The organism is Agaribacillus sp. DX54 (assembly GCF_056858335.1).
Genome location: NZ_JBXEQE010000051.1, coordinates 1 through 21,237, shown reverse-complemented (window position 1 = coordinate 21,237; position 21,237 = coordinate 1). Strand labels below are relative to the sequence as shown.

The 21,237-nt window shown below is 37.6% G+C and carries 12 protein-coding genes; 3 read left to right on the top strand and 9 right to left on the bottom strand.

Features of this window, described 5'->3' with window-relative positions; translation table 11 throughout:
- On the top strand, window positions 1-268 hold a 268-nt coding region (locus AC04NP_RS28965), incomplete at its 5' end, for a hypothetical protein (RefSeq protein ID WP_482863580.1).
- 11 nt (window positions 269-279) lie between these two features.
- Here AC04NP_RS28965 and AC04NP_RS28960 read toward each other — a convergent pair.
- The 9 genes from AC04NP_RS28960 to AC04NP_RS28920 all read right to left on the bottom strand — a co-directional run bounded on the left by AC04NP_RS28960 (window position 280) and on the right by AC04NP_RS28920 (window position 17,828).
- Window positions 280-717: a hypothetical protein gene (locus AC04NP_RS28960; RefSeq protein ID WP_482863579.1), complete on the bottom strand. Its 438-nt coding sequence runs from the start codon at window positions 715-717 to the stop codon at window positions 280-282.
- 343 nt (window positions 718-1,060) lie between these two features.
- Window positions 1,061-2,584 (bottom strand): class I SAM-dependent DNA methyltransferase, encoded by a 1,524-nt coding sequence (locus AC04NP_RS28955; RefSeq protein WP_482863578.1) that lies wholly within the window; start codon window positions 2,582-2,584, stop codon window positions 1,061-1,063.
- A 6-nt stretch (window positions 2,585-2,590) separates the two neighbouring features.
- Window positions 2,591-4,402 carry a hypothetical protein gene (locus AC04NP_RS28950; protein ID WP_482863577.1) on the bottom strand — a complete coding sequence of 604 codons (1,812 nt, stop codon included), beginning with the start codon at window positions 4,400-4,402 and terminating at the stop codon, window positions 2,591-2,593.
- A gap of 11 nt (window positions 4,403-4,413) precedes the next feature.
- Window positions 4,414-5,946, bottom strand: coding sequence for a restriction endonuclease subunit S (locus tag AC04NP_RS28945; RefSeq protein ID WP_482863576.1), 1,533 nt, complete (start codon window positions 5,944-5,946; stop codon window positions 4,414-4,416).
- The gene (locus tag AC04NP_RS28940; RefSeq protein WP_482863575.1) at window positions 5,946-8,759 is read right to left on the bottom strand and encodes a type I restriction endonuclease subunit R; all 2,814 of its coding nucleotides are present in this window, start codon (window positions 8,757-8,759) and stop codon (window positions 5,946-5,948) included. The genes AC04NP_RS28945 and AC04NP_RS28940 overlap by 1 nt, the downstream gene beginning before the upstream one ends.
- Window positions 8,760-8,950: 191 nt before the next feature.
- Window positions 8,951-13,837, bottom strand: a complete 4,887-nt coding sequence (locus AC04NP_RS28935) for a TonB family protein (protein ID WP_482863574.1) — start codon at window positions 13,835-13,837, stop codon at window positions 8,951-8,953.
- A gap of 548 nt (window positions 13,838-14,385) precedes the next feature.
- Window positions 14,386-14,682: a hypothetical protein gene (locus tag AC04NP_RS28930; protein ID WP_482863573.1), complete on the bottom strand. Its 297-nt coding sequence runs from the start codon at window positions 14,680-14,682 to the stop codon at window positions 14,386-14,388.
- 692 nt (window positions 14,683-15,374) lie between these two features.
- Window positions 15,375-16,022: a glycosyltransferase gene (locus tag AC04NP_RS28925; protein ID WP_482863572.1), complete on the bottom strand. Its 648-nt coding sequence runs from the start codon at window positions 16,020-16,022 to the stop codon at window positions 15,375-15,377.
- Between the two features lie 54 nt (window positions 16,023-16,076).
- On the bottom strand, window positions 16,077-17,828 hold the full coding sequence (locus AC04NP_RS28920; RefSeq protein WP_482863571.1) for a glycosyltransferase: 1,752 nt from the start codon (window positions 17,826-17,828) through the stop codon (window positions 16,077-16,079).
- A gap of 169 nt (window positions 17,829-17,997) precedes the next feature.
- Here AC04NP_RS28920 and AC04NP_RS28915 point away from each other — a divergent pair, with 169 nt between their 5' ends.
- Both AC04NP_RS28915 and AC04NP_RS28910 read left to right on the top strand, forming a co-directional pair.
- Window positions 17,998-18,369, top strand: a complete 372-nt coding sequence (locus AC04NP_RS28915; protein ID WP_482863570.1) for a glycosyltransferase family A protein — start codon at window positions 17,998-18,000, stop codon at window positions 18,367-18,369.
- Window positions 18,370-19,786: 1,417 nt separating this feature from the next.
- Window positions 19,787-21,237: lanthionine synthetase LanC family protein (locus AC04NP_RS28910; protein ID WP_482863569.1), on the top strand; the 1,451-nt coding region annotated here is incomplete at its 3' end.

Below are 21,237 nucleotides of genomic sequence, written 5' to 3'. Positions count from 1 at the left end.
AATCATTGTTGATGGAAACAAGGTCAATCTTATTGAAAAAAGAAAGATTTATGTTGGCCATGGTTCTTTTAATGACCAATATTTAGAACTGGAATCTGAAGATCCTAATGTTTCCGTACGCATTTACAGCTCTGTACTTCAGGGGATTGAAAAGGATAAATTAAAATTCTCTGTTGTCATCGAAACATTCGAGGTTAAGAAAGAAAAACTTGTTCATCATTTATTTCTCCTAAGGCCAGGGCTACTTTTTCAATTACTTTTAAATTGATGGTTTGGTTCTTAAGCATCTTCTATTCTTTCTTTTAGCATTTCGACTGCCATTTTGCGTTCTCGTACTTTTCCAACTCTTATTGCGTCAGTTAAGGCCATTAATTCGTAAAGTTTAGCATCTTTTATACACGCCTTCGGGATTTTAGGATGTAGAGGGGTAATGGCCTGGCCTCTTATATTTCCATTTGCATAAGGCCAAACAAAATGATCATCACTGTCAATTTTTTTGTTCAAGGGTGGGGCGGAATGGGCTGTAGCCATTCCTCTGACCAGAGCGCCTGGTTTTTGCGGATAGACATAGGGAAGTCCTGATTTTAGGAAATCCAACAAGGCTAACTTATTCAACGACTTTTTATCGCTACCCAATAAGCCGGCGATCACTGATCGGTTGATACTCTCACTGATTTCACTGGCACTAATTTTCAGTTCATGAGATAAATCTTTCATGAGTCAATTTTGCTGCCCTTTACAAGCTATTTTTAATAAAATTGCAACATCATGGGGTCGCATGTATTATACTTATTTTATCATGTTTGGTGAGGTGCAAGGTAATAAAATATTCCGTAATTCGCGATTCGCGAATTTACTTTAGGGTATCTTTTGATTTTAAAACAATACTCAAACTCTAAGAACCAATAATGAATTATAATACATGCTAATTATCAATTTTTGATAATCTTGACAATCAATAGAAGGTAGGCCCAGATCTTCTTTTCTGTGGAACCTATTAACAATTTAAAAGTAAAAAAGTATATTCAAACTTTGTCCGGGATAAGGGAGGGTTACAGAATTACTCATCATCCCCCTTAATAGTTTCTATAATTTCTCTGAAACTGTTCAGTCCGGATTCCAGGTTTTCAATAATCTCATTAGCCAAGATGTCCGGATCTGGGAGGTTGTCCAAGTCGGTCAGACTTTTATCCTTTATCCAGAAAATGTCCAGACTGGTTTTGTCCCGGGCCATGATTTCATCGTAGGTATATTTACGCCATCTTCCCTCTTCATTTTCTTCGCTCCAGGTTTCCTTTCTTTTATGGCGGTTATCCGGATTGTAGCATTTAACAAAATCTGCCAAATCGACCATGGTCATCGGCTTCTTCTTCAGCGTATGATGAATATTGGTTCTGTAATCATAAAACCAGATGTCTTTGGTCCATGACTCTTTGCTCGCAGGTTTGTTGTCAAAGAACAACACATTTGCTTTTACACCATGAGCGTAAAATAATCCTACAGGTAATCTTAAAATGGTGTGAAGTTCCGTCGTCGTCATAAGTTGCTTTCGTACCTTTTCTCCCGCGCCACCTTCGAACAACACATTATCTGGAAGTACCACTGCTGCTTCACCATTGATTTTGAGCATGGTCTTGATATGCTGCAGGAAATTCAATTGCTTGTTGGAAGTAGTTTCCCAAAAATCCCGACGGTTGTAGCTTAAATCTTGTTTTTCGACTTCTCCTTCTTCGTTGGTGATGGTCATGCTACTTTTTTTTCCGAAAGGAGGATTGGCCAGGACATAATCGTATCTGCTGCCATCGTCAGATATCAATGCATCATTCGAATTGATAAAACTTTCCCCATCTATTTCACCAATGTTGTGCAGGAACATGTTCATTAGGCACATTCTACGGGTATTGGCTACAATTTCATTTCCGTGAAACGTATCGTTTTTCAAGAATACCTTTTCCTCACGATCAAGATCATTGTTGGCTACAATCCAATCATAAGCAGCTAAAAAGAATCCGCCAGTACCACAGGCTGGATCGGCAATGGTTTTCATGGGTTGGGGTTGTACACAAGCTACCATGGTTTTAATCAGTGCTCTAGGCGTAAAGTATTGTCCCGCACCACTTTTGGTATCCTCCGCATTTTTCTGTAGTAAACCTTCGTAGATTTTTCCTTTGATGTCAGCTCCCATTAAGCTCCACTGTTCTTTGTTAATGAGATCAATTACTTTCAGGAGTTTAGAAGGGTCTTGAATTTTGTTTTGACTTTTGGTGAAAATCTCACCCAACATCCCTTTTTCTGTGGACAACGATCTTAGTAGCTGGCTATAAAAAGATTCCAGTTCGGCCCCTCTTTTCCAAGATAAAGTTTCCCAATCGCAGGTTTCACCATCTTCGATTTTCTTGCCTTCTACGTTTTTAAGTTTGGGAAATTTCAAACCTTTATTGTAGGGTGGTTTATTGAGCTCATCTGCCATTTTTAAGAAGAGCAAATAGGTGATTTGTTCCAGGTAATCACCATAGCCTACACCATCATCACGCAATACGCCAGCGAGGTTCCAGATCTTTGATATTATGCCTGAGTCCGTCATGATTGATTAATATTCTTTAAATTTGTCCTTTAATGCTTGAGCCTGATTATCATACTCTAGGTAAGTCATTGGAATCCTTATGATTTCCTTTAGCCTGTCCCAATAATCTTGTTCCAATTTCTTTAATGCAGCAGGACCCACAATATAGAGATGATTAATATTGACTTCATCATCCAGTAGCGCATATTCAAATATTTGTCCCAAAGCCTGTCTTATATTACCAAGACCTGTACTGCTGGTTTTAATTTCAAACAGGAGAAGTTTCTGGTCAATTTTAACGGCAGCATCTACAATAGCACCGCCCACTTTTGTCAGCTCAATGGAAATCTGACCATTATTGTATCCCTTGACCTCATTTAAAAACTTATATAAGTCATTTGTAATATTGCTGTGATATCTGTTTACATGGGTTGTACCTGCAGTTGTGGTTTTATTATAAAAAGAAGCATTAGCAGCAATACCTGCTTTAAAAACTAATTTGTTTTTAGTCGTTAAGTCTCCCTCTAAAACTTTTTCCAGATCCTCATCTAAGATATATGGCTGAAACCTCTTATACTTATCTGAATTTAAGGCATCACTGAGAATTGCATCGTTATAAATATCAGCATCTGCCCACTTGAACTTTACGTTTGGAAATAGCCCTGATTTTTTAAAATACTGATAGTCAGCACCTATTATTTTAAGTTCTCTAACCATATCTTCAAAGTACTTATCATATACCGGTTTAAATAGTTTTATTTCTTCTTCATATCCCTCAATTATTTCAACATTCACGAGCTTGCCGATCAAATACCTCTTTTTGTCTATGGGGTTAATGGTGAATAAAATGAGTTTGTTGATGCACTCGACCGTCTGAGACATATGATCAACGCCTCTTATATATCCATATTGAAAGTCACCCTTTCGATACCGAGGATTAAAAAGCCATTCTTCATGTCCATAACCATATTGATGCTCATGAGCTACGTTGGGTTTGCCTTGATCAGCAGGTTTCCATGCATGCGATATAGGTAACTCCCAATTATTAGTATTCCATGTTAGCCGCATTATTCTTTTCTCTCCCCAGAAATAATCCAAAAAAAATTTATAGTGTATCAGATTGTCTTCAAAAAATCGATGGCTCTGAGCTATTAAGGAGTCCCAATTTTCGTTTTTTACTTGATCAATTGAAAATTTTTGCCATCCTGCACCTCGCTTATCTCTTTCTTTATAGAAAAGATTTTTCTTCTCAACAAAGAATTCATCCTCACTTTTAATGTCTAATTTATATAACAAAGAGCCATCCATATACACTCCAATAGTAAAAAATAATAAAGGGTGATGAAGTGACTTTGGGTAGATCTTGAACCATGTGTATTTTTTAAACCGCTGGCCTTTAATATCTCGCTCATTCCAGTTTTTGGCACCTTCGTACTCCCAACCGAGTTCTTTAAGACCGAGTGCCCAACGTTTTGACTTTTCCCAAATAACTTGATTTAAAAAGTCTCCAATGTTTATGTCAACGGTATTTGAACTATCATATATTTTACGAGCAGTTAGAACAGTAAAAGAGTTTAATTCTTTTGCTGTAAAGAAATCATGATCAACTTCTACAATTGGAAAACCCAATTCCAGCAATGTTTTTTGAGCCCCGTCAGTGGTAAATGTTCTGCGATCTATAGGATTTCCTCTTAACTTAAATGCTTCGGAAATGACTCCTGCTGGAGAGTATGTTTTCCCACGATACCAAAGTCCGTAGGCTGTTGATCTTGATCCTCCTTTGTTTTCAAGTGACTCAATGGCACTGAGGATATCTTGCGGGGTTAAATCCTTAAACATAATTTAGTGATCTACTTTTGGGGTTTTAGATTTAACTGTTTTGCCAATTTCTCATTTCTAATTTTTTTTAACAAAACATTCGCAGGTTCATAATCTTTTTCCTTTTTGCACTGGGCTATTTCTCCTTCACTCAACAAAGCACCTTCAAAGGCTTTTTTGAGGATGCTTTGGCGAAGGGCCTGGGCTTTTTCTAAACTCTCGGTAATGCTTTGTTCAACCTGATTGCAAACGGATAGACGGGATTCAATTTCTTGAACGATTTGGTGTTGTTCTGCTTTTGAGCAATATGGGAAAGCATAACTCTTAAGTGCATTGGCCTCGACACTTTCAACGGTAGTTCCGTCTTTTGCACACTTATGTCTAATATCAAATTCATTAGCCACCAGAAACCAATAAATAAATTCTGTTTTAACACTATATGGTGTTATAGCTTGTAAGTCCTGATTAACGGTACAAATAGTTCGGTTGATCGCCACAGGCAAAATTCTTCTGAGTATTCCACTACGCAATACTACAAGCACTGAGTTCTCATTTATTAATTTGGCACTTGATTGATCAATTGATTCAGGCGTAATTTTGTTTTGACTATCAAAAATATCCTTCGATTTCATGTCTTTTGAAGTGACCCATAATACTGTACCATTAGTCCAAAATGACATGTTTGATTTAGAAGGGGTACCGCCACCAGTCCAAAAGCCAATTTGTTCAAGGTTTGATGTTATCCATTTTTTAGGATTAGTTTGAATTGGGCTGTCTACATTCTTGTAATCATTTAGTTTTTTCGGCTTCCCAGGCTTTTTCCCTTTCTTACCATTCTCTTCCCAATCTTTCACTGCCTTTTTCCAATCTTCAAGCTGTTGCGAGTAGTGTTTTTGACGCTCTTCTTTAATTTGATCCAAAAGTTCTTCTGCCGAAGGAAGATTAGTTTGTTTTTCCCTCCATTCCTTCGTCAACTCCCCCTCAAAGGCCTTCTTCAGCACCGCTTGCCTATATACCACCAATTGTGCTTGTGCTTTTTTGAGGTCGGCTATGCCTTTGTCTAAATCACTGAAGAGTCCCTCTATTTTGGCAACTATAGCACGTTGGATAGGGAGAGGGGGGAGAGGGAATGGAAGTTCTGAAAATGCTTTTTTTGAAATTTCCTTAAACGTTGTACCACTAGCACTTTTCTCTGCCAGATTCCTTGAAGCCTTTAGAAAGTAGAATATGTATTCGTTAAATACAACAGTTGCTGGATAAATACTTTTGAATCCTTGATTAGTGGCCAAATCATTTTTTGCGATAACTACATAACCTATTGGAGCACGAGATGAAAATAATATACTACCAGCGGGAATGAGCTTTGCTGAAGAATTCTCTAATCCTAATTTGGTAATACTTTTCTTTCCTTTCGAAATATATTTATCATCGTATTTTGATAAGTCAGCTGGAGAGATCCATGATATTTCATCACCCCAATATTTATCAATTGAAGTTTTTGGTGTTCCTCCAGAAAATATTTCTCCAATATTACCTAATGAACATTCAATCCAATCCTCCCCCATTATGCTGCTAATACTTCATTAAGCTCATTAATAATTTCATTCATCTCATTACCAAACAACTGGTACATTTTCCCTCTGCCTCCTTGACCATCAAAAGGCGTAAAATCCAAATCGTTAATTTCAATATGATAGCTGCTTACGACATGATCTTTAATCATGCGCAACCAATCCATTTGTTCGTTCGTAAAACGATTGTGTTTTCCCGCATTTTGTTTAAATATCCAATTTTTAAAATTCTCATCGATGGTTTTGTCAAAGGCCTTTAATTCCTTATCTATACCACAAGCTCTACGTATCAATGATACTAAAGCCGTTAATTCATCTTTGGGTTTTTCGCTTTTTACTTCTTCCAGTGTTGCATAGGCATTCCAAACATACTCGGGAGCTAACATTGGTTTTTCTGACTTCAATTTGTCAAACACATCCTTAATCATTTCAAAAGTGATCTCTCTGCGGTTGTAGGGTTGGTTGTAAAAAATACGCAGGGCTTTTATTTCGTCTTTATGAACCTCTAAGTATTCCGTGAAGTCTTTAACGATTTCAGTCGCTTTATCCACCGAAGTGGTATCCCATTCAGATTTGGTTACGGTATCAATATTAACACTATCGATGATTTGTTCGTGTTCCTTTCTAACGTTTTCCAGATAGTTATTAAGTGCTCCATTGAAGGTGATGGCCGCTTGCGTAATCAGTTTTTCCTGTGTCGTCTTTTTAGCCTCTTCGATCAAAGCAGGTGTTCTGTCCTGAATAGGAATTTTATCAATTTCAACTTGGGTGTTGTTTTCGATTTCATCCGGATCGAAAGCAGTAATTAATTCTTTGGTAATTTGCTTTAAGTTTTTGCCGCCGGAGTATTCCAACAACTTATCTTTTTCCTTTTCCGTGATTTGTTTTTCCAAACGAATCAACCGGTTAGCCAAAGACAGGAACAAATCTTCATCAGTCACCCCCATTGTTACGGCACCCAATAAATCTTTCAGGGGTACAGTGGACTTTCTTTCTAAAGGGCGACTGTCGGTCTTTTTTGATTTTGTAGCGCCAATGGCATCGACAATCACGAAGTGGGTTTTGCTTTTCGCTGTACGGGAGACCAACTGGAGTGAATCATTATCAATGGTTCGGGTGCCTCTGCCTTTCATTTGCTCAAAATAGTTGGTACTTTTCACATCACGCATAAAAAGTAAGACCTCTAAAGGTTTTACGTCCGTACCCGTAGCAATCATATCTACCGTAACGGCGATTCGAGGATAATAGGAATTACGAAATCGATTCAATACCGATTTTGGATCTTCATCAATTTTGTAGGTCACTTTTTTGCAGAAGTCGTTGCCTTCATCAAATTCTTCCCGGATGATTTTTATGATATCGTCCGCATGGCTGTCGGTTTTGGCAAATACCAGTGTTTTGGGCACTTCATAATCACCGTTTTTGTCCACCCTGCCTGGAAAGATTTCAGTTTTAAGCGCTCGTTTATATTCTCTAATGATATTGCGGATCTGGCTAGGATTTACCACCTTTTTGTCCAGGTCATTCTTACCATATTCCGTATCTTCATCCTCTTGTTGCCAGCGTTTGGCTCTGGTTAATTTATCACGTCTATCCACAAACCAGCCAGCTTTTATGACATCACCCTTTTTTGAAATCTCCGTTTCAATAGTATACACGTCATAAGGTACATTTACTCCATCCACCACGGATTCTTCATAAGTGTAATGGCTTACAACATTTTCGTTGAAGAATCCAAACGTCCTTTTGTCAGGTGTTGCTGTCAAACCTATCAGGAACGCATCAAAGTAATCTAAAACTTGTTTCCATAAATTATAAATCGAACGGTGGCATTCGTCGATTACAATAAAGTCAAATTGCTCAATAGGCACTTTTGGTGTGTAATCTACGGGTACAGCAGTTTTCTTTTTGATCTGCTGTTGCATCCATGAGTTTTCCTCCGGATTTTCTTCTTCAGCACTTTCATCCAGTTCTTCTCCTTTCAAAATAGCGTAGAGACGCTGAATGGTGGAAATACATACCTGACTGTCGGATGCAATGTAACTGGATGTCAGTCGCTGTACATTATAGAGTTCGGTGAACTTTCTGTTATCATCATTGGGCTGAAATGTTATAAATTCCTGTTCTGCCTGTTCACCTAAGTTTTTAGTATCTACCAGGAATAAGATTCGTTTTGCTTCTGCATGTTTTAATAAGCGGTAAACAAAAGTTGCTGCCGTAAATGTTTTTCCCGCTCCGGTAGCCATTTGAATCAAGGCTTTTGGTCTATTCTTTTTAAAGGATTTTTCCAGTTTATTGATAGCCACTTTTTGAGCAGGACGTAGCCCTGCCGGATCTAATGAAGGAAGTGACAATAATCTTTTTCTTAGACTCCCCTCTTTTTTAAGCCATTCGGCAATTGTTTCCGGTTTATGAAAACTAAAAACATTTCGACCTCTTGGTTTTGGGTCTCGATAATTTGTAAATCGGGTGATTGTTCCTGTGCTGTCATAAACGAAGGGCAGCGGGTCATTATTTAAATATTTGAGTTTAGCGTTTGCGTAGCTTTTTGACTGCTCTTCTACCACCGTCAGTTTATACCCATCTTCTTTACGCTTTGCTTCAATGATGCCTACTGGTTTTCTGTCGACAAACAGTACATAATCCGCAGGACCAACATCTGTTTGATATTCCCGAATGGCGACTCCTTTGCTGGCTGCTATATCAACTTTGCTCTTAGACTGAACTTCCCACCCTGCCAGCCGCAGCATTTCGTCGATTTTATCGCGCGCAATTTGTTCTGGATTCTGGTTTATGCCGGGGGACATTAATAGTGACAAAAAAATAATTTACAAGTTATAAAAAAAATGATACTTTTCGCCATTTAGTAGTGGTTTGAACAATTTTTATAAGGTAATTTGAGGCTTTATTTAGATTAATGCAGTGATATATCCTTTCTATACCGGCTTAAATGTTCATATTTATTCTTTGTTCACGTTACGTGAACATTGTACCTCCATTATTCAATTAATATCCTCTCCCCACTATCCCAACTTTTAAATTCATTGGTATAATACAAATAGGCTGAGCTTGCCGGAGATTCGAAACTACCGGTTATTTCAGACTTCAGATCAAGGTTAACCTCTCGTACAGCTTCCGGGATCATCTGTCTGAAATACAAAATGACGTGGTTTTTCTTTATCTCGTAATAGTCGATTTTTTTCGTCTCTTGCATTTGTTTGAGCTGCCAGGGTTGAGGACTTAACCCCGAAGGAATCCCTATTAAGGCAACCGTCATAGGCAACCCTTCTTTGCTTAGATTTCTGACGGTCGATGTAAGCCGTACGGTTTCACCTAAAGTAATGGCTGAACTTGACAATGCTGTTTGCAATTCAACCTTGCATTCTGCTTGACTATCTGGTGTATAGGTAGACCATTCCACATCCAGCGCATAGGGTAACGGTTCATTTGTTCCTTCAAACTTTATGGTGACCACCTGGCTGCCTTCCGAAAGAAATTTTTCCAGTCCATCAATTAAAATTTCACCTTTTGCGCCTTTTGCATAGTATTTCGAAGCAACTTTCTGCTTGTCGACATAGACTTCGACTGTACCACTAGTGTTAGTTTTCTTTGCAAATTTGGCATATTCAGTAAGTGCTTTCAAGGCCAAAATCGTAGCTTGCGTAGAGCCAAACCCACCATAATTGCTTCTGGATGATACTATGTAATTTACCCCTTTTTGAAGGTGCTGAATACTCGGCCTTTCTGATTTAAGAATAGCTAATACAATCAATGAAGCTGTCTCTACCTGGAGGGATTTTCCGTAAGATTTGGTGATTGAATGATCTGCTTCTAATTCTCCAAATCCTTTGGTATCAATTTGTTTGATAAGCAGATCTATGGCTTTGGATCCTTTTGATTTCTTGTTTAAGTTGAAACTTGCATTTGCGGTTAGTGCTAACGCATAACTATCATTTTTCTCTAAAGCAGCCTCATTCGATTGATTAAATTCATTCTCTATGTCAGTAACCCCACATTCGGATAATGCATAAACGATATAGGCATTGGAAACATCGGCTGAGGCCCTGCCGAATTGATCTAATGCCTGGTTGCTTTGCTTAAAGCCTCCCTTTCCATCTCTTCTGTTCAATAGCCAATCCGAAGTTCTGGCAATCATTTTCGGATCAACGCTGGCGTAGACCTGATGCATATCTTTAAACTCCATTAAACCATAGGCGGTTAACCCTTCATGAGGAGGGGTGTTTCCAAACCACTCGTATCCTTTATTTTTGGTTTCAAAAGCGGTCAGCTTATTGTATCCCCGATCGATAAGCGTCAGTGCTTTTTTCTTAATTTTTGCATCGACGCTGCCGCTTTCTTCCATGTATTGAAGTGCTAAAATATTTGGGTAGGTACTGGAAGAAGTTTGTTCAAAACATCCATGAGGCGCTCTAAGAATTGATTCGATACCACTCATTAAATCACTGAGGATATCCGGATAAACGGTTAACCGACCACGAAGAGAATTGTTAATTAATGCATTGATTTTAAGGTTATACGAAGCGCTGAGTTCCTTCCCGGAAAAAGACCGTGAAACAGGAAATCCTTTAGGCATTATTTCAACTACCTGTTCGAATGAGTCGCTCAGTCCCTGGCTGTCAAATGAAATATTTATTGAGTTGATTCCGGCATTTGGAAGTATCTTATAAGGGGTGGTTATCGTCTTTGTGCTGCCGGCGTTGACACTGATTTGCTCAATGCTGTTTTCCAATAATTGAAAACTTTCAGGGGTTTCAATTTTCAAAACCCCTTTGATCGTTTGATCGGTATTGTTTTTTAAAGTAATTGGGATGTTCAATTCATCTTCAAATGAGACGACAGCAGGTATCTTTGTGTTTAGACTGAAGGGTAACTGGGTATAGTAAGTATATTCCTGTCGGCCAACCTCACCATTTGTTGTGATACCTTCTATGATTGCTCTGAATGTGCTCACATCATCGGAATTATAAAAGGTGATTTTAGCTTCACCGGTTTTATTAACCACTAAGTTTGGCTCCCAGAAAATGGTTTGCCGGAAGTCTGTCCGTACCTCCACCGGTTCTATCGATTCGTATTTTGGCATATAAAACCGCCGTGCCCGGTAATATTTAGCCGCCTGAGATTTCATACTGAAATTGGATTCTCTGGCAACATTTAGCATCAAACCGGTTTCATAGTCAATGTAGTTGTCGATACTAAAGGTGATAGGTACGACCATTCTTGTTTTAACAGCTCTTCCACGTTGCTTGCCAGGATTCCAATCAGATGATCCCCTAACAACACGAACAGCCTCCTCATCACAACCTGCACCTATTCCTTTGAGTACGCTAACATCAGTGACCGTTCCGTCTTCTCCGACTATAAATTGGATGAATACCTTGCCTTCGATTCCCAATCTCCTTGCCTTTTTTGGATAGTCTATATTCCTGGAAACATACTCCTTGAATTTTTTTATGCCACCCTTAGGCTCAGGCATCTCCTCTGCTATATTAAAAATCCCATCAGCTATTTCTTCTTCCGGTAAATCCTGGAATACAGTATCTTCAATTACTCCCGCCCTGGCGATTTCAACATCCGGATCAACTTCAATTGCTTCTTCGATTTCATCATCATCAGGAAGCGCTACTATCTCCGGAAGCGCTGCCTCCACCTTGGCAACCTTATGTCTTCTTGCTTTATTTTTCCCACCTCTCCTGGCCATTCCATATGCCATAACTACATTTTCTTGTAATTGCATTATATCCGGTGCCAGGGTAATAGCCATTCCTTGATTGATTTTGGCTTCTTGAGGGGTATAGCCTATGTAAGAAAAGACAAGTACATTCCGGCCGGATGGAACATCCAATATGAAATTACCATCGAGGTCCGTAACCGTTCCAATAGCAGTGCCTTTTACTATTACATTGGCTCCGGGAATTGGCTCCCCATTATCCGAGTCAATAACCTGCCCTGTTACTTGTTTACCTATTTGATAGCCCATGGAATAATCATTGATCTGTTGCATTCGACTAAAACCATCATCGGTGGTTGCCTGCAAGGTAAGTGGCGTAGACAGATCCAGATTCTGAAATTCAAATTTTCCATCTTTATCTGTGTATGTAAACTCTTCTGTTTCCAGCACGGTGACTTTAGCATTTTCTATGGGCACATCATCTTTAAACCGTACGACAATGCCATGGACGACAGCTTTTTCAGCACTATAGCCAATTTGACTTTTCCATTCAGCACTTGACGTTTCAAGAATTTCAGCCCATTCAAACCTTCTCCATCCTTGAGTCAACAGCAGATAGTCTAAAGCTTTTTTTGCTTTTGGCTCGTCTTTTTTAAAATAGAAATTAGGTTCTTCAATTTTACCATTGACATCGGAACACAACAACAGATAAGACATGATGTTGTCTTGCTTGTCATCAGCAAAGCTGATTAGTTTGTCATCAACCACAGCAAGAGAGAGGTTAGCTGCCATGGGTAAACCGTCGTCGTCATTTACTTGCACAGTCATTTCGACAGGCTCTCTTGGCAGATACTTCTCTTTGTCGGTCGATATTTTGATATTGATACCTTTGTGTTGATTAGCGAAGAGCAAACGCTCACATCTCGGAACCTCTTTATGATCAAAAAGGGTAAGCTGAACAACTCCGACTGGAAAACCGGCTGTCGAAATTGTCAGTTCATTACTTCCTTCCTCTAATCTGATCTCCTTGGAGAAGTAAATTTTTCCACGGGTTTGCCCTACTATGGTGGCTATATTCCGGACAGGTGAATGAATGTCTATTCGAACCTGTGAAGGGTCATCTGTATTAACAGCCAATCTATATCCTTTGGATAGGGACATGGGAATGGGAAATTCCTTCTCGATACCCACGGGTTGCGTGATCCGGGCGAAATATTGCCGGTCATCCTCCGGTGTTATAGAAAAGGCTCCCATACCCTGGTGATAGCTTTTAAATTCAGTAATGATTGCCCCTTTATCATTCACAACGATTCCACCTATATCCGCTGGTTTCCCCAATTCATTAAGCGCCTTAAAGGCCACCTGGCTTTTGACATTTCTGATTAAGTCTCCCCCTTCCGGAAAGAATTCCAATGAAATATTATTGAGCACAATTGGGATAGATCTTGCTATGGATTCTTTGGCTCCTTCATATTCGATCATCACATTTAAGAGACCATCATTGCTCTTTAATTTCTCCGGGAGAGGAAAGGTCATCCAGGCCAACCCCTCCTCATCTGCCCGACTTTTGTCTTCTCTATATTCTTTACCTTCAATCTGTACTACATAATTGAATTTATGATTTTTAAGTGGTTTGTTTTCAACTGTCGAAAGTTTGAGCTTAGCAATTACCTCGTCACCCGGGCCATAAGCCTTTCGTTCGAAATCCAGATTCATCAATAGTTTAGGAAGCAGAACAGACTGCACCTGTATTTCTTTTTCGAAGAACCGGTCTTCGGGAAAATTCTTCATCCAATTGGTGTATGCTCTGACCTTGTAAATACCTCCCGGAGCATTTGCAGCAAGCTTGAAGTCACCATGTGTTGATCCATTTTTGGTGATGAGGTGCAGTGTTTTTACCACACTGCCTTTCGGACTGATGAGTTCCACATAAACAATTTCGCTGGTGGAAGATGCTTTATGAGTGCTTCCATCTCTCAGATAAGCCTTAATCCATATATCATCTCCAGGCTTATAAAAAGGTTTGTCAAGATGTAGATATATCTTTTCCTGTGGTAGCTGTTGATTATAACGGTTCAGAGCGCTTTTCAACTGTTTAATAAAATCACTCTCCGAGGTCTCTGGTTCATTGGTAAAGGAATAAAAGACTAATCCAACCAGCATTGGAATAACAGACAAGGGCAAAAACTTTTTCATTGTATCAGGTTTGTGGATGAAAAAATATCAATCTTTATTTAGTGGATGCAAAAGCGGGGTTTATTCCATAAATACTTGTTGTGATTTTTGATTTTATAGTGCAGGAACATAAAAAAAGTAACAAATTATCTTATCCGATGTGGTTATACAATGTTTGCTTACCTGTGATTTGATGAAACAACATTATGGGGTAATTTGAGGCTTTATTAATGTCAATGCGGTGATATATTTTTTCTTTGCCGACTTGAATGTTCACATTTATTTCTTGCTCACGTAACGTGAACATCGTGTATTTGTGAACAAATGGAAAAGGAAATAATACATAAGGCAACAAATAATCCTTGGAATAAGTAAGAAAAAATGTTTGGGATATAGCTTATACTTTTTCTATTACTTTTAAATTAATGATTTGGTTTTTAAGCATTTTCTATTCTTTCTTTTAGCATTTCGACTGCCATTTTCCGTTCTCGTACTTTTCTAACTCTTATTGCGTCGGTTAGGGCCATTAATTCATAAAATTTAGCATCCTTTATACACGCCTCTAGGATTTAAGGATGTAGAGGGGTAATGGCCTGGCCTCTTACATTTCCATTTGCATAAGGCCAAACAAAATGATCATCACTGGCAATTTTTTTGTTCAAGGGTGGAACGGAATGGGCTGTGGCCATTCCTCTGACCAAAGCGCCTAGTTGTTGCGGATAGACATAAGGAAGTCCTGACTTTAGGAAATCCAGCACAGCCAACTTATTCAATGACTTTTTATCGCTATCCAATAAGTCAGCAATCACTGATCGGTTAATACTCTCGCTGATTTCACTTGCACTAATTTCCAGTTCATGAGCCAATTTTGCTGCCCTTTACGAGCTATTTTTAATAAAATTGCAACATCATGGCGTCGCATGCGCTATACTTGTTGATGTTATCATGTTTTGTTAGGTGCAAAGTAATAAAAATATTCTGGAATTCGCGATTCACGAATTTACTTTGAAGGGTACCCTTTGATTTCAAAAAAATAGTTGTCTTTTATTAAAAATACGCTAAAGAAAACCGGAAAACATTCTTTCTCACCTTGCTTTTAGAATGCTTTATAACTTTTTTTATAGGGAGAAGGATGTGCGGAGCCAAAGTTATTCGGAGTTTATACAAAGGTTCATAAATACCTGAATTGGATTAGTACGAATTGTACCTGCATACCAATGCCATGACCTATTTAACCATCCTATTAGTTTCCTTTTTTACGGTTCAAATTGTTGCTTTTGTAGCACAAAAAAGCTGAACCTAAGTCAGTCTATCATTTTTTATACAGCTTCAAACAATTTTCAGGGTTGCCCTAAAATACTTAGTAAAATTTCAAACCAAAAAGGTATTTGACCTCAACAGATTGAAAAGGACTATTGTTATCACATGGGTGCTTTCTAGTAAGGCTACGTAATGAATCGGAAAATCATTGGTTGATGGAGAGTTAAAACTAAAATTTTACACTTCCTTTAAACATTCGGAGATTCTTAATGAAGTGAAATCATTTAAGATATTAAAGTCACTTATGATTTTTCTTCCACCAAGTCCCACAAAAGTAATGTATTGTGTAAGCATCACTAAGCTGCTTAGTATATTGATGTTTTTTTTTAAGATAAAGATCTGCTTGAAGATAAGAAAGTGGATATATATACTGGTGGGATAACAATTTCACCTTATTTTTTGCTGAAAATTGATTATATACCCGTGTTATCATTAATGGGCCAGTTTTCTTCAAAACAAAATCATACATATGTTTTACATTTTTGGGTTTAAAGGTAATTTGGTCAATAATCAAGGCATGGATAAAAGAATGATATGGAATGGAGGCGATAAAAGCATTCCCAATAATTTTTTTGGTGTTTTGTATTTTACAGTGTTGCGGTGGCTCAAATGCCAGAACACAATCACCCTTAGATAAGAGTGGCGAAATTGGTTTAAGGCATTCAACATCTAAATCCACATATACGCCACCAAATGAATAAAGAATAAAATATCTTGCTATATCCGCCCTCTGAATATTTAAAGGTAATGTTTCATAATACCTTAGGAATCCTGGATAATTTTCTTGAATTAAGTTTCTATTATCTTCGTCGGTCCATAATTTGTCATCCCAATCAGGGTGATGTTCCTTCCAAGAATGAGAATATTGATTCAATTCCTTTGGCAAGGAATTAGTTTTCCACGTCTGATGAATGATCTTCTGTATCTTCAATGAAATAGGTTAAATAGAATTCATATAACTCAAAATCTCATGCCTTGTTTGTTCCTGTGTCCACCGGTCTTCTATCCATCGGCTACCCTTTAAAGCCATTTCTTGATATTTTTCAAAGTTATGAAATACCTCTAATATAGAAGCTTCAATGTCCTTGATATTGATTTTATACCACATCCCGTAGATGTTATTGTCAAATTTTGCGTCTTCCAACCCCTCTGTTGGGATGATGTTGTAAAAATTAGATGCTACCAGTTCTTGGTGAACTGGAATATCACTAATGATTGTTGGGATTCCAAGATACATACTTTCACGAGGTGTAAAAGACCACCCTTCACCGCTTGTTGGGAATACATAACAAGAAAGCTTGCTATACCATGATGATACCTGATCATCTGATAAAATGCACTCTGACCATTCAACAAATGAACTGTTCCTAATTTCATTAAATGTTTCGCCACTAGCCCAATCATAGAACTTTGATACATGAATTGAAAGTCTTAATGAAGGGATCCTACTAAGCAAGTTTTTACAAGCAAGGAAAAGTTTGTAGAGATTTTTTCTTTGAACAGGAACTCCTAAAAACCCAATACGAAACATTTTTTTGGAAATGACTTTTCTGGGGAATCTTTTATATCTATTAAACCCTTGAGGAATTATTTTGATAGGAATTTTGACATTTGAGTTTTCAAAAACTGCCTTAACATGTTGATGAGGAACAATGCAATATCTGTAGTGATTATTAATGGAATATACCCAAAAATCCGGAAGCCTGGTGGTTTCAAAGGTGGTATAGATTACATTCAAATTAGCAGAAGAAATCCTATGTAGATAAAGAAATGGGATTCCGCAAACTACTACTTTCTTGAAGGCGATATTTCGAGTACTTGTTTTTATAATTCCTATCTCTTTGACCTGATGATAAACCGTGGTTAACCCATCGTGTTTGTTTTCATTGTACGTCTTTAAAGTATATAACCGTCGGTCTGGATTAATACTTAGCCTTTTTGTAATTAAATCTCTTGTTACCCCTTCAGTTAAAGATCGGAGTAACGGTGTTGACTTTTGGGATTTTATCTTTTCAGAGGGAGCCTCCTTCCACCTCCAGGTTCCGAAATGAAAGTGCATTGCGTAATTTCCAAAATGACATGAAACACCTTGGCAATGGGGTCTTGGGCATTTTCTGTCTTGATTCCTTAGTATTGTTACATCTTTATACTTGAATTTAGCTTGGTGAAAGGTTGTAGTTATTAATCCTGGGCCTGTGGTTTCGAGAAGATCGTGGTGTGTTGATATCGTCCGTTTAGAGTTCTTAGCCATTTCAACCAGAATACCCAATAGAAAAGGGTGCCTTGAAACACTTCCAAACATGTAGTTGGCGATTCTTAACCGATAAGCATGATCAAGTTCTCTTGCTTGTTGCTCAGACAGAGTTTTTTCTTCGGCAAAAACACAATTATATATACATAAGGGGTCTAACTTTTTCAAAATAAGCATATCCATATCTAGGTAAAACCCTCCAAACAAGTATATGGCTATGATCCTGAAAGCATCTACTCTCATAATGTTTTCCGGATAACTGTTAAAAATAGGGAGAAAAGATCTCAAATGGACCTTAATCATATTGCGACAATCATCATCATCATAAAATCTGTAACTCCAATCGGGATGGGTTTCCTGGATTCTTTTCTGAAAATCACGGTATACCGGTGGTATATTTTTGCCTTTGTAGGTTTGATGAATTATTTTCGGAATACCCATGAAGTTATTGTCACTAACATATCAGGAAAATCTCGCAAATTATTTTTAATTTGTTGTTTAAAGTAAAAAAAATCATGTGAAATCCCAATATATTTGAAACACAATAATTCAGAGTTGTCATTGGGCAAGATAATCGGTTTAATCAAACAACTAAACATGTATCTTTTATATGTCGAATGAACCTTTGGTCTCCTGTTTATGTGTCACCCACCAAAGGGTTGATTTATTGAAACGGGCTATAGACTGTTTCCGAAATCAATCTTATGATAATAGGGAGTTGTTAATAATCTATGAGGATCTGGACATTGAAACAGCCGATTATGTTGAAAAAATCACAAACCCTCAAATTTTTCTGTTAAAAGTAAAATCTGCATTAAAATTGACCTTGGGTGATTTAAGGAACATGTCTATAAGAAAATGCAATGGAACTTACTTTTGCCAATGGGACGATGATGATTGGTACAAGGACAATAGGATAGAATATCAAATGAAAATCCTAAAAAAACAAATCTTGGCTGTTCAATATTGTCACATTGGTTAGTTTATGATTGCCAGGAAAGGAAAACATACCTATCTGGATTTAGATCTTGGGAAGGAAGTGTATTATGTAAAAAATCCTTGATAAAAAATGAAACGAAGTATTTAAGCACTAGCAAAGGTGAAGATACTTCTCTAATCATGTATCTAATTAGAAAAGGTCAAGTGGCATCGACGTTTTACCCTAGCTTATATATTTATGTTTATCATGGTGCCAATGTCTGGGATAGGGAGCATTGGAGCGGAATCATGAAACTAGGAAACCAATTATCAACGGAATTTTCAAAGATGATTGGCAACATTTTAGAAGGGAGATATTCCCATAACAAGGCGTCAGAACTATTAGATCAACACCTACTATTTGATCCGGATGTTTAAACACTTATTCCGTAAAATAAGCCATTATGGATTGGCGATATTTTAATTAGTGTTTCATTTATTCTTTAAAATTTTTATATTCCTTCATAGGTTCGAAATTCGGGTTTTCCGAGTAAAGTCACAAAACGTTTTGACAGAATAAAAGCAGAGTAATTGATTAATACATGAAAAAACTAAAAAATCGATTGAGGGGGATATTTGCAGTACCTATTAGTCTGGCAATTATGTTGGTCCTTTTTTCACTTTTGGTTGGATGGAACCCTGTCACACTATTTTTGTTTTGGTTTATATTAGTTCCAGTGTTGACACTTTGTTTACCAACAGTGCTTCTAAAGAACAAAAATAACTTAGTTGATTCACTGTTTGGGTTAATCATCTTTTATGGATTTATGATATGGATGATCTATGAACACTATCAAACAGATTATTTTCAATTAATGATTGTAAGCCTAGGTCTAAACATCGTTATAGTGGTCGTAATATCTTTTGCTGTAAGGCAAAGAGCTAAAGTCAGGTAAAAGAGGAAATGGTAGCGATTATAAGTATTTTCCAGGAGGCAAACTCTTGCCAGCTATGGTCACCTTGAACTATTTGACCTTTGATTCGGTTAATTCTCCTTTTGGAACCTCAATCAAGACTCCTATGTTTCTTGCACCTGGAAGCATAGTTAACTACTGCTTTAAGTGGATATTCTGGATCAAAAAAGTATGAACTTGTTTTCATGGATTTTCTTGAAGATACCTTATATAGGTTGTAAAGAGCAAGCTGCCTTGCATCATGATCGGCCTTAAAGAAAGGGGAATAGTAAAATTTCAATACAACCGTATCTGTCTTACACAAAGAACAGACGATCTGATTTCTATTCAAAAATCAGGAATTCTGATGCTTATGGTGTAAATCAATTTATATGTGTGTATATTACAACCAGTGGTTTGGGCATATCAAAATAGCTTTAGGGAATTGAATTTGGTTTTAACTGTACTAGGTTATGCCTCGCATTGGAATTAGGAGCTCAAAATGTTGATTTTCAATCCAATTAGACTATGGACAAGCAAATGTACGACAGGATTCTAAAAGGTGCAGTGGATCTCGCTGAACATTTGTTAAGTACTGCTAATAGGGAACCTATAGGGATATCATGGAACAGTACTTTCAATGAAAACAATAAACCGAGGGTGACAAAAAATGAGACAATTTATAACGGGGTATGCGGGATTCTGCTGTTCTTCCTGGAGTTATATAAAAAGACAAAGGACCAAAAATATTTAGGAGTCATCACCAAAGGGTTAAAATGGGTAGAGGAATATTGCCGCAATCATCCTTCTGCCAGTATATCCTTGTTTACAGGAAGATCCTCTGTTTCTTATTTTTATATACAATTATATTTGACTACGGGGCTATCAGATTATCTTGAAAAGGCCTTGCATGTAGAAAAAAAAAATGTGGCTTCTATCGATCAATTATATAATCATCAAATTACAGATTACTTAAATGGTATTTCAGGACGAGTATTAGGATTGATTTATTTACACTCAGTAAGCAATGAACATTGGATATTGCAAACCATTAACGATTTTACCAAGGAGATTTTTAACAGGGCTTATCTAGAAAAGGGTGGGCTGTGCTGGGACCGGTCATCATTAAGCATTCATGGCTTGTGTGGCTTTTCTCACGGAGCCTCCGGGGTGGCAAAGATATTTTTGGAGTTAGGAAATTATCTGGAAAATGAATCTTTTTTTATGATTGCGGATATGGCTTTTGCTTATGAGTCGATGTTTTACAGCGTAGAAGCCAATAATTGGATAGACTTGCGGAAAATGGTTTTTACTGAAGATGACGAAAAATCTTTTCAGAGTGCCTATGTTTCCAGAGATTTAAACTTTTTTACTAAGGGAAAGGATACTTTTAATGCATGGTGCCACGGTGCTGCCGGTGTGGGCCTTACAAGGCTGAGAGCATATGAGGTGACAAAAAATAGTAAATATCTAAAGGAGGTTGAATTGGCAATAGCCAAGACCATCGAAACCGATGTTAAGAATAAGATTAGTCAATCATTTACTCTTTGCCACGGAAGGGGAGGAAACGCTGATTTATTTTTGGAATCTTTCCGTGTACTCGGTAAGACCAGATATTGGGAATACGCTCAGAAAATTGTACTTGATGCATTAGATGAAAAGGATCGAAATGGATTTTACTGCTCAGGAACAATCAGTAGACGAGACACAAGTATGTTTGTAGGCGAGGCAGGTGTCGGGTACTTCTTTTTAAGGACTCTTGACCCTTTGAACGTACCCTCTATTCTATCCCCAAAAATTGATAAAAAGATCGAAAAATTGAATATAACGGATCAATCGTTTTTAAATAGCTCACTTTCGGATATTTGTATCCGAAGTATAGAGAAAAGATATGCCAGAACCATTAAGGTCTTAAGCAGGTTGTTTCCGGAAAAAGCACAAGATCTTTTGAAAAAAATAACACGTTATCAAGATTTAAA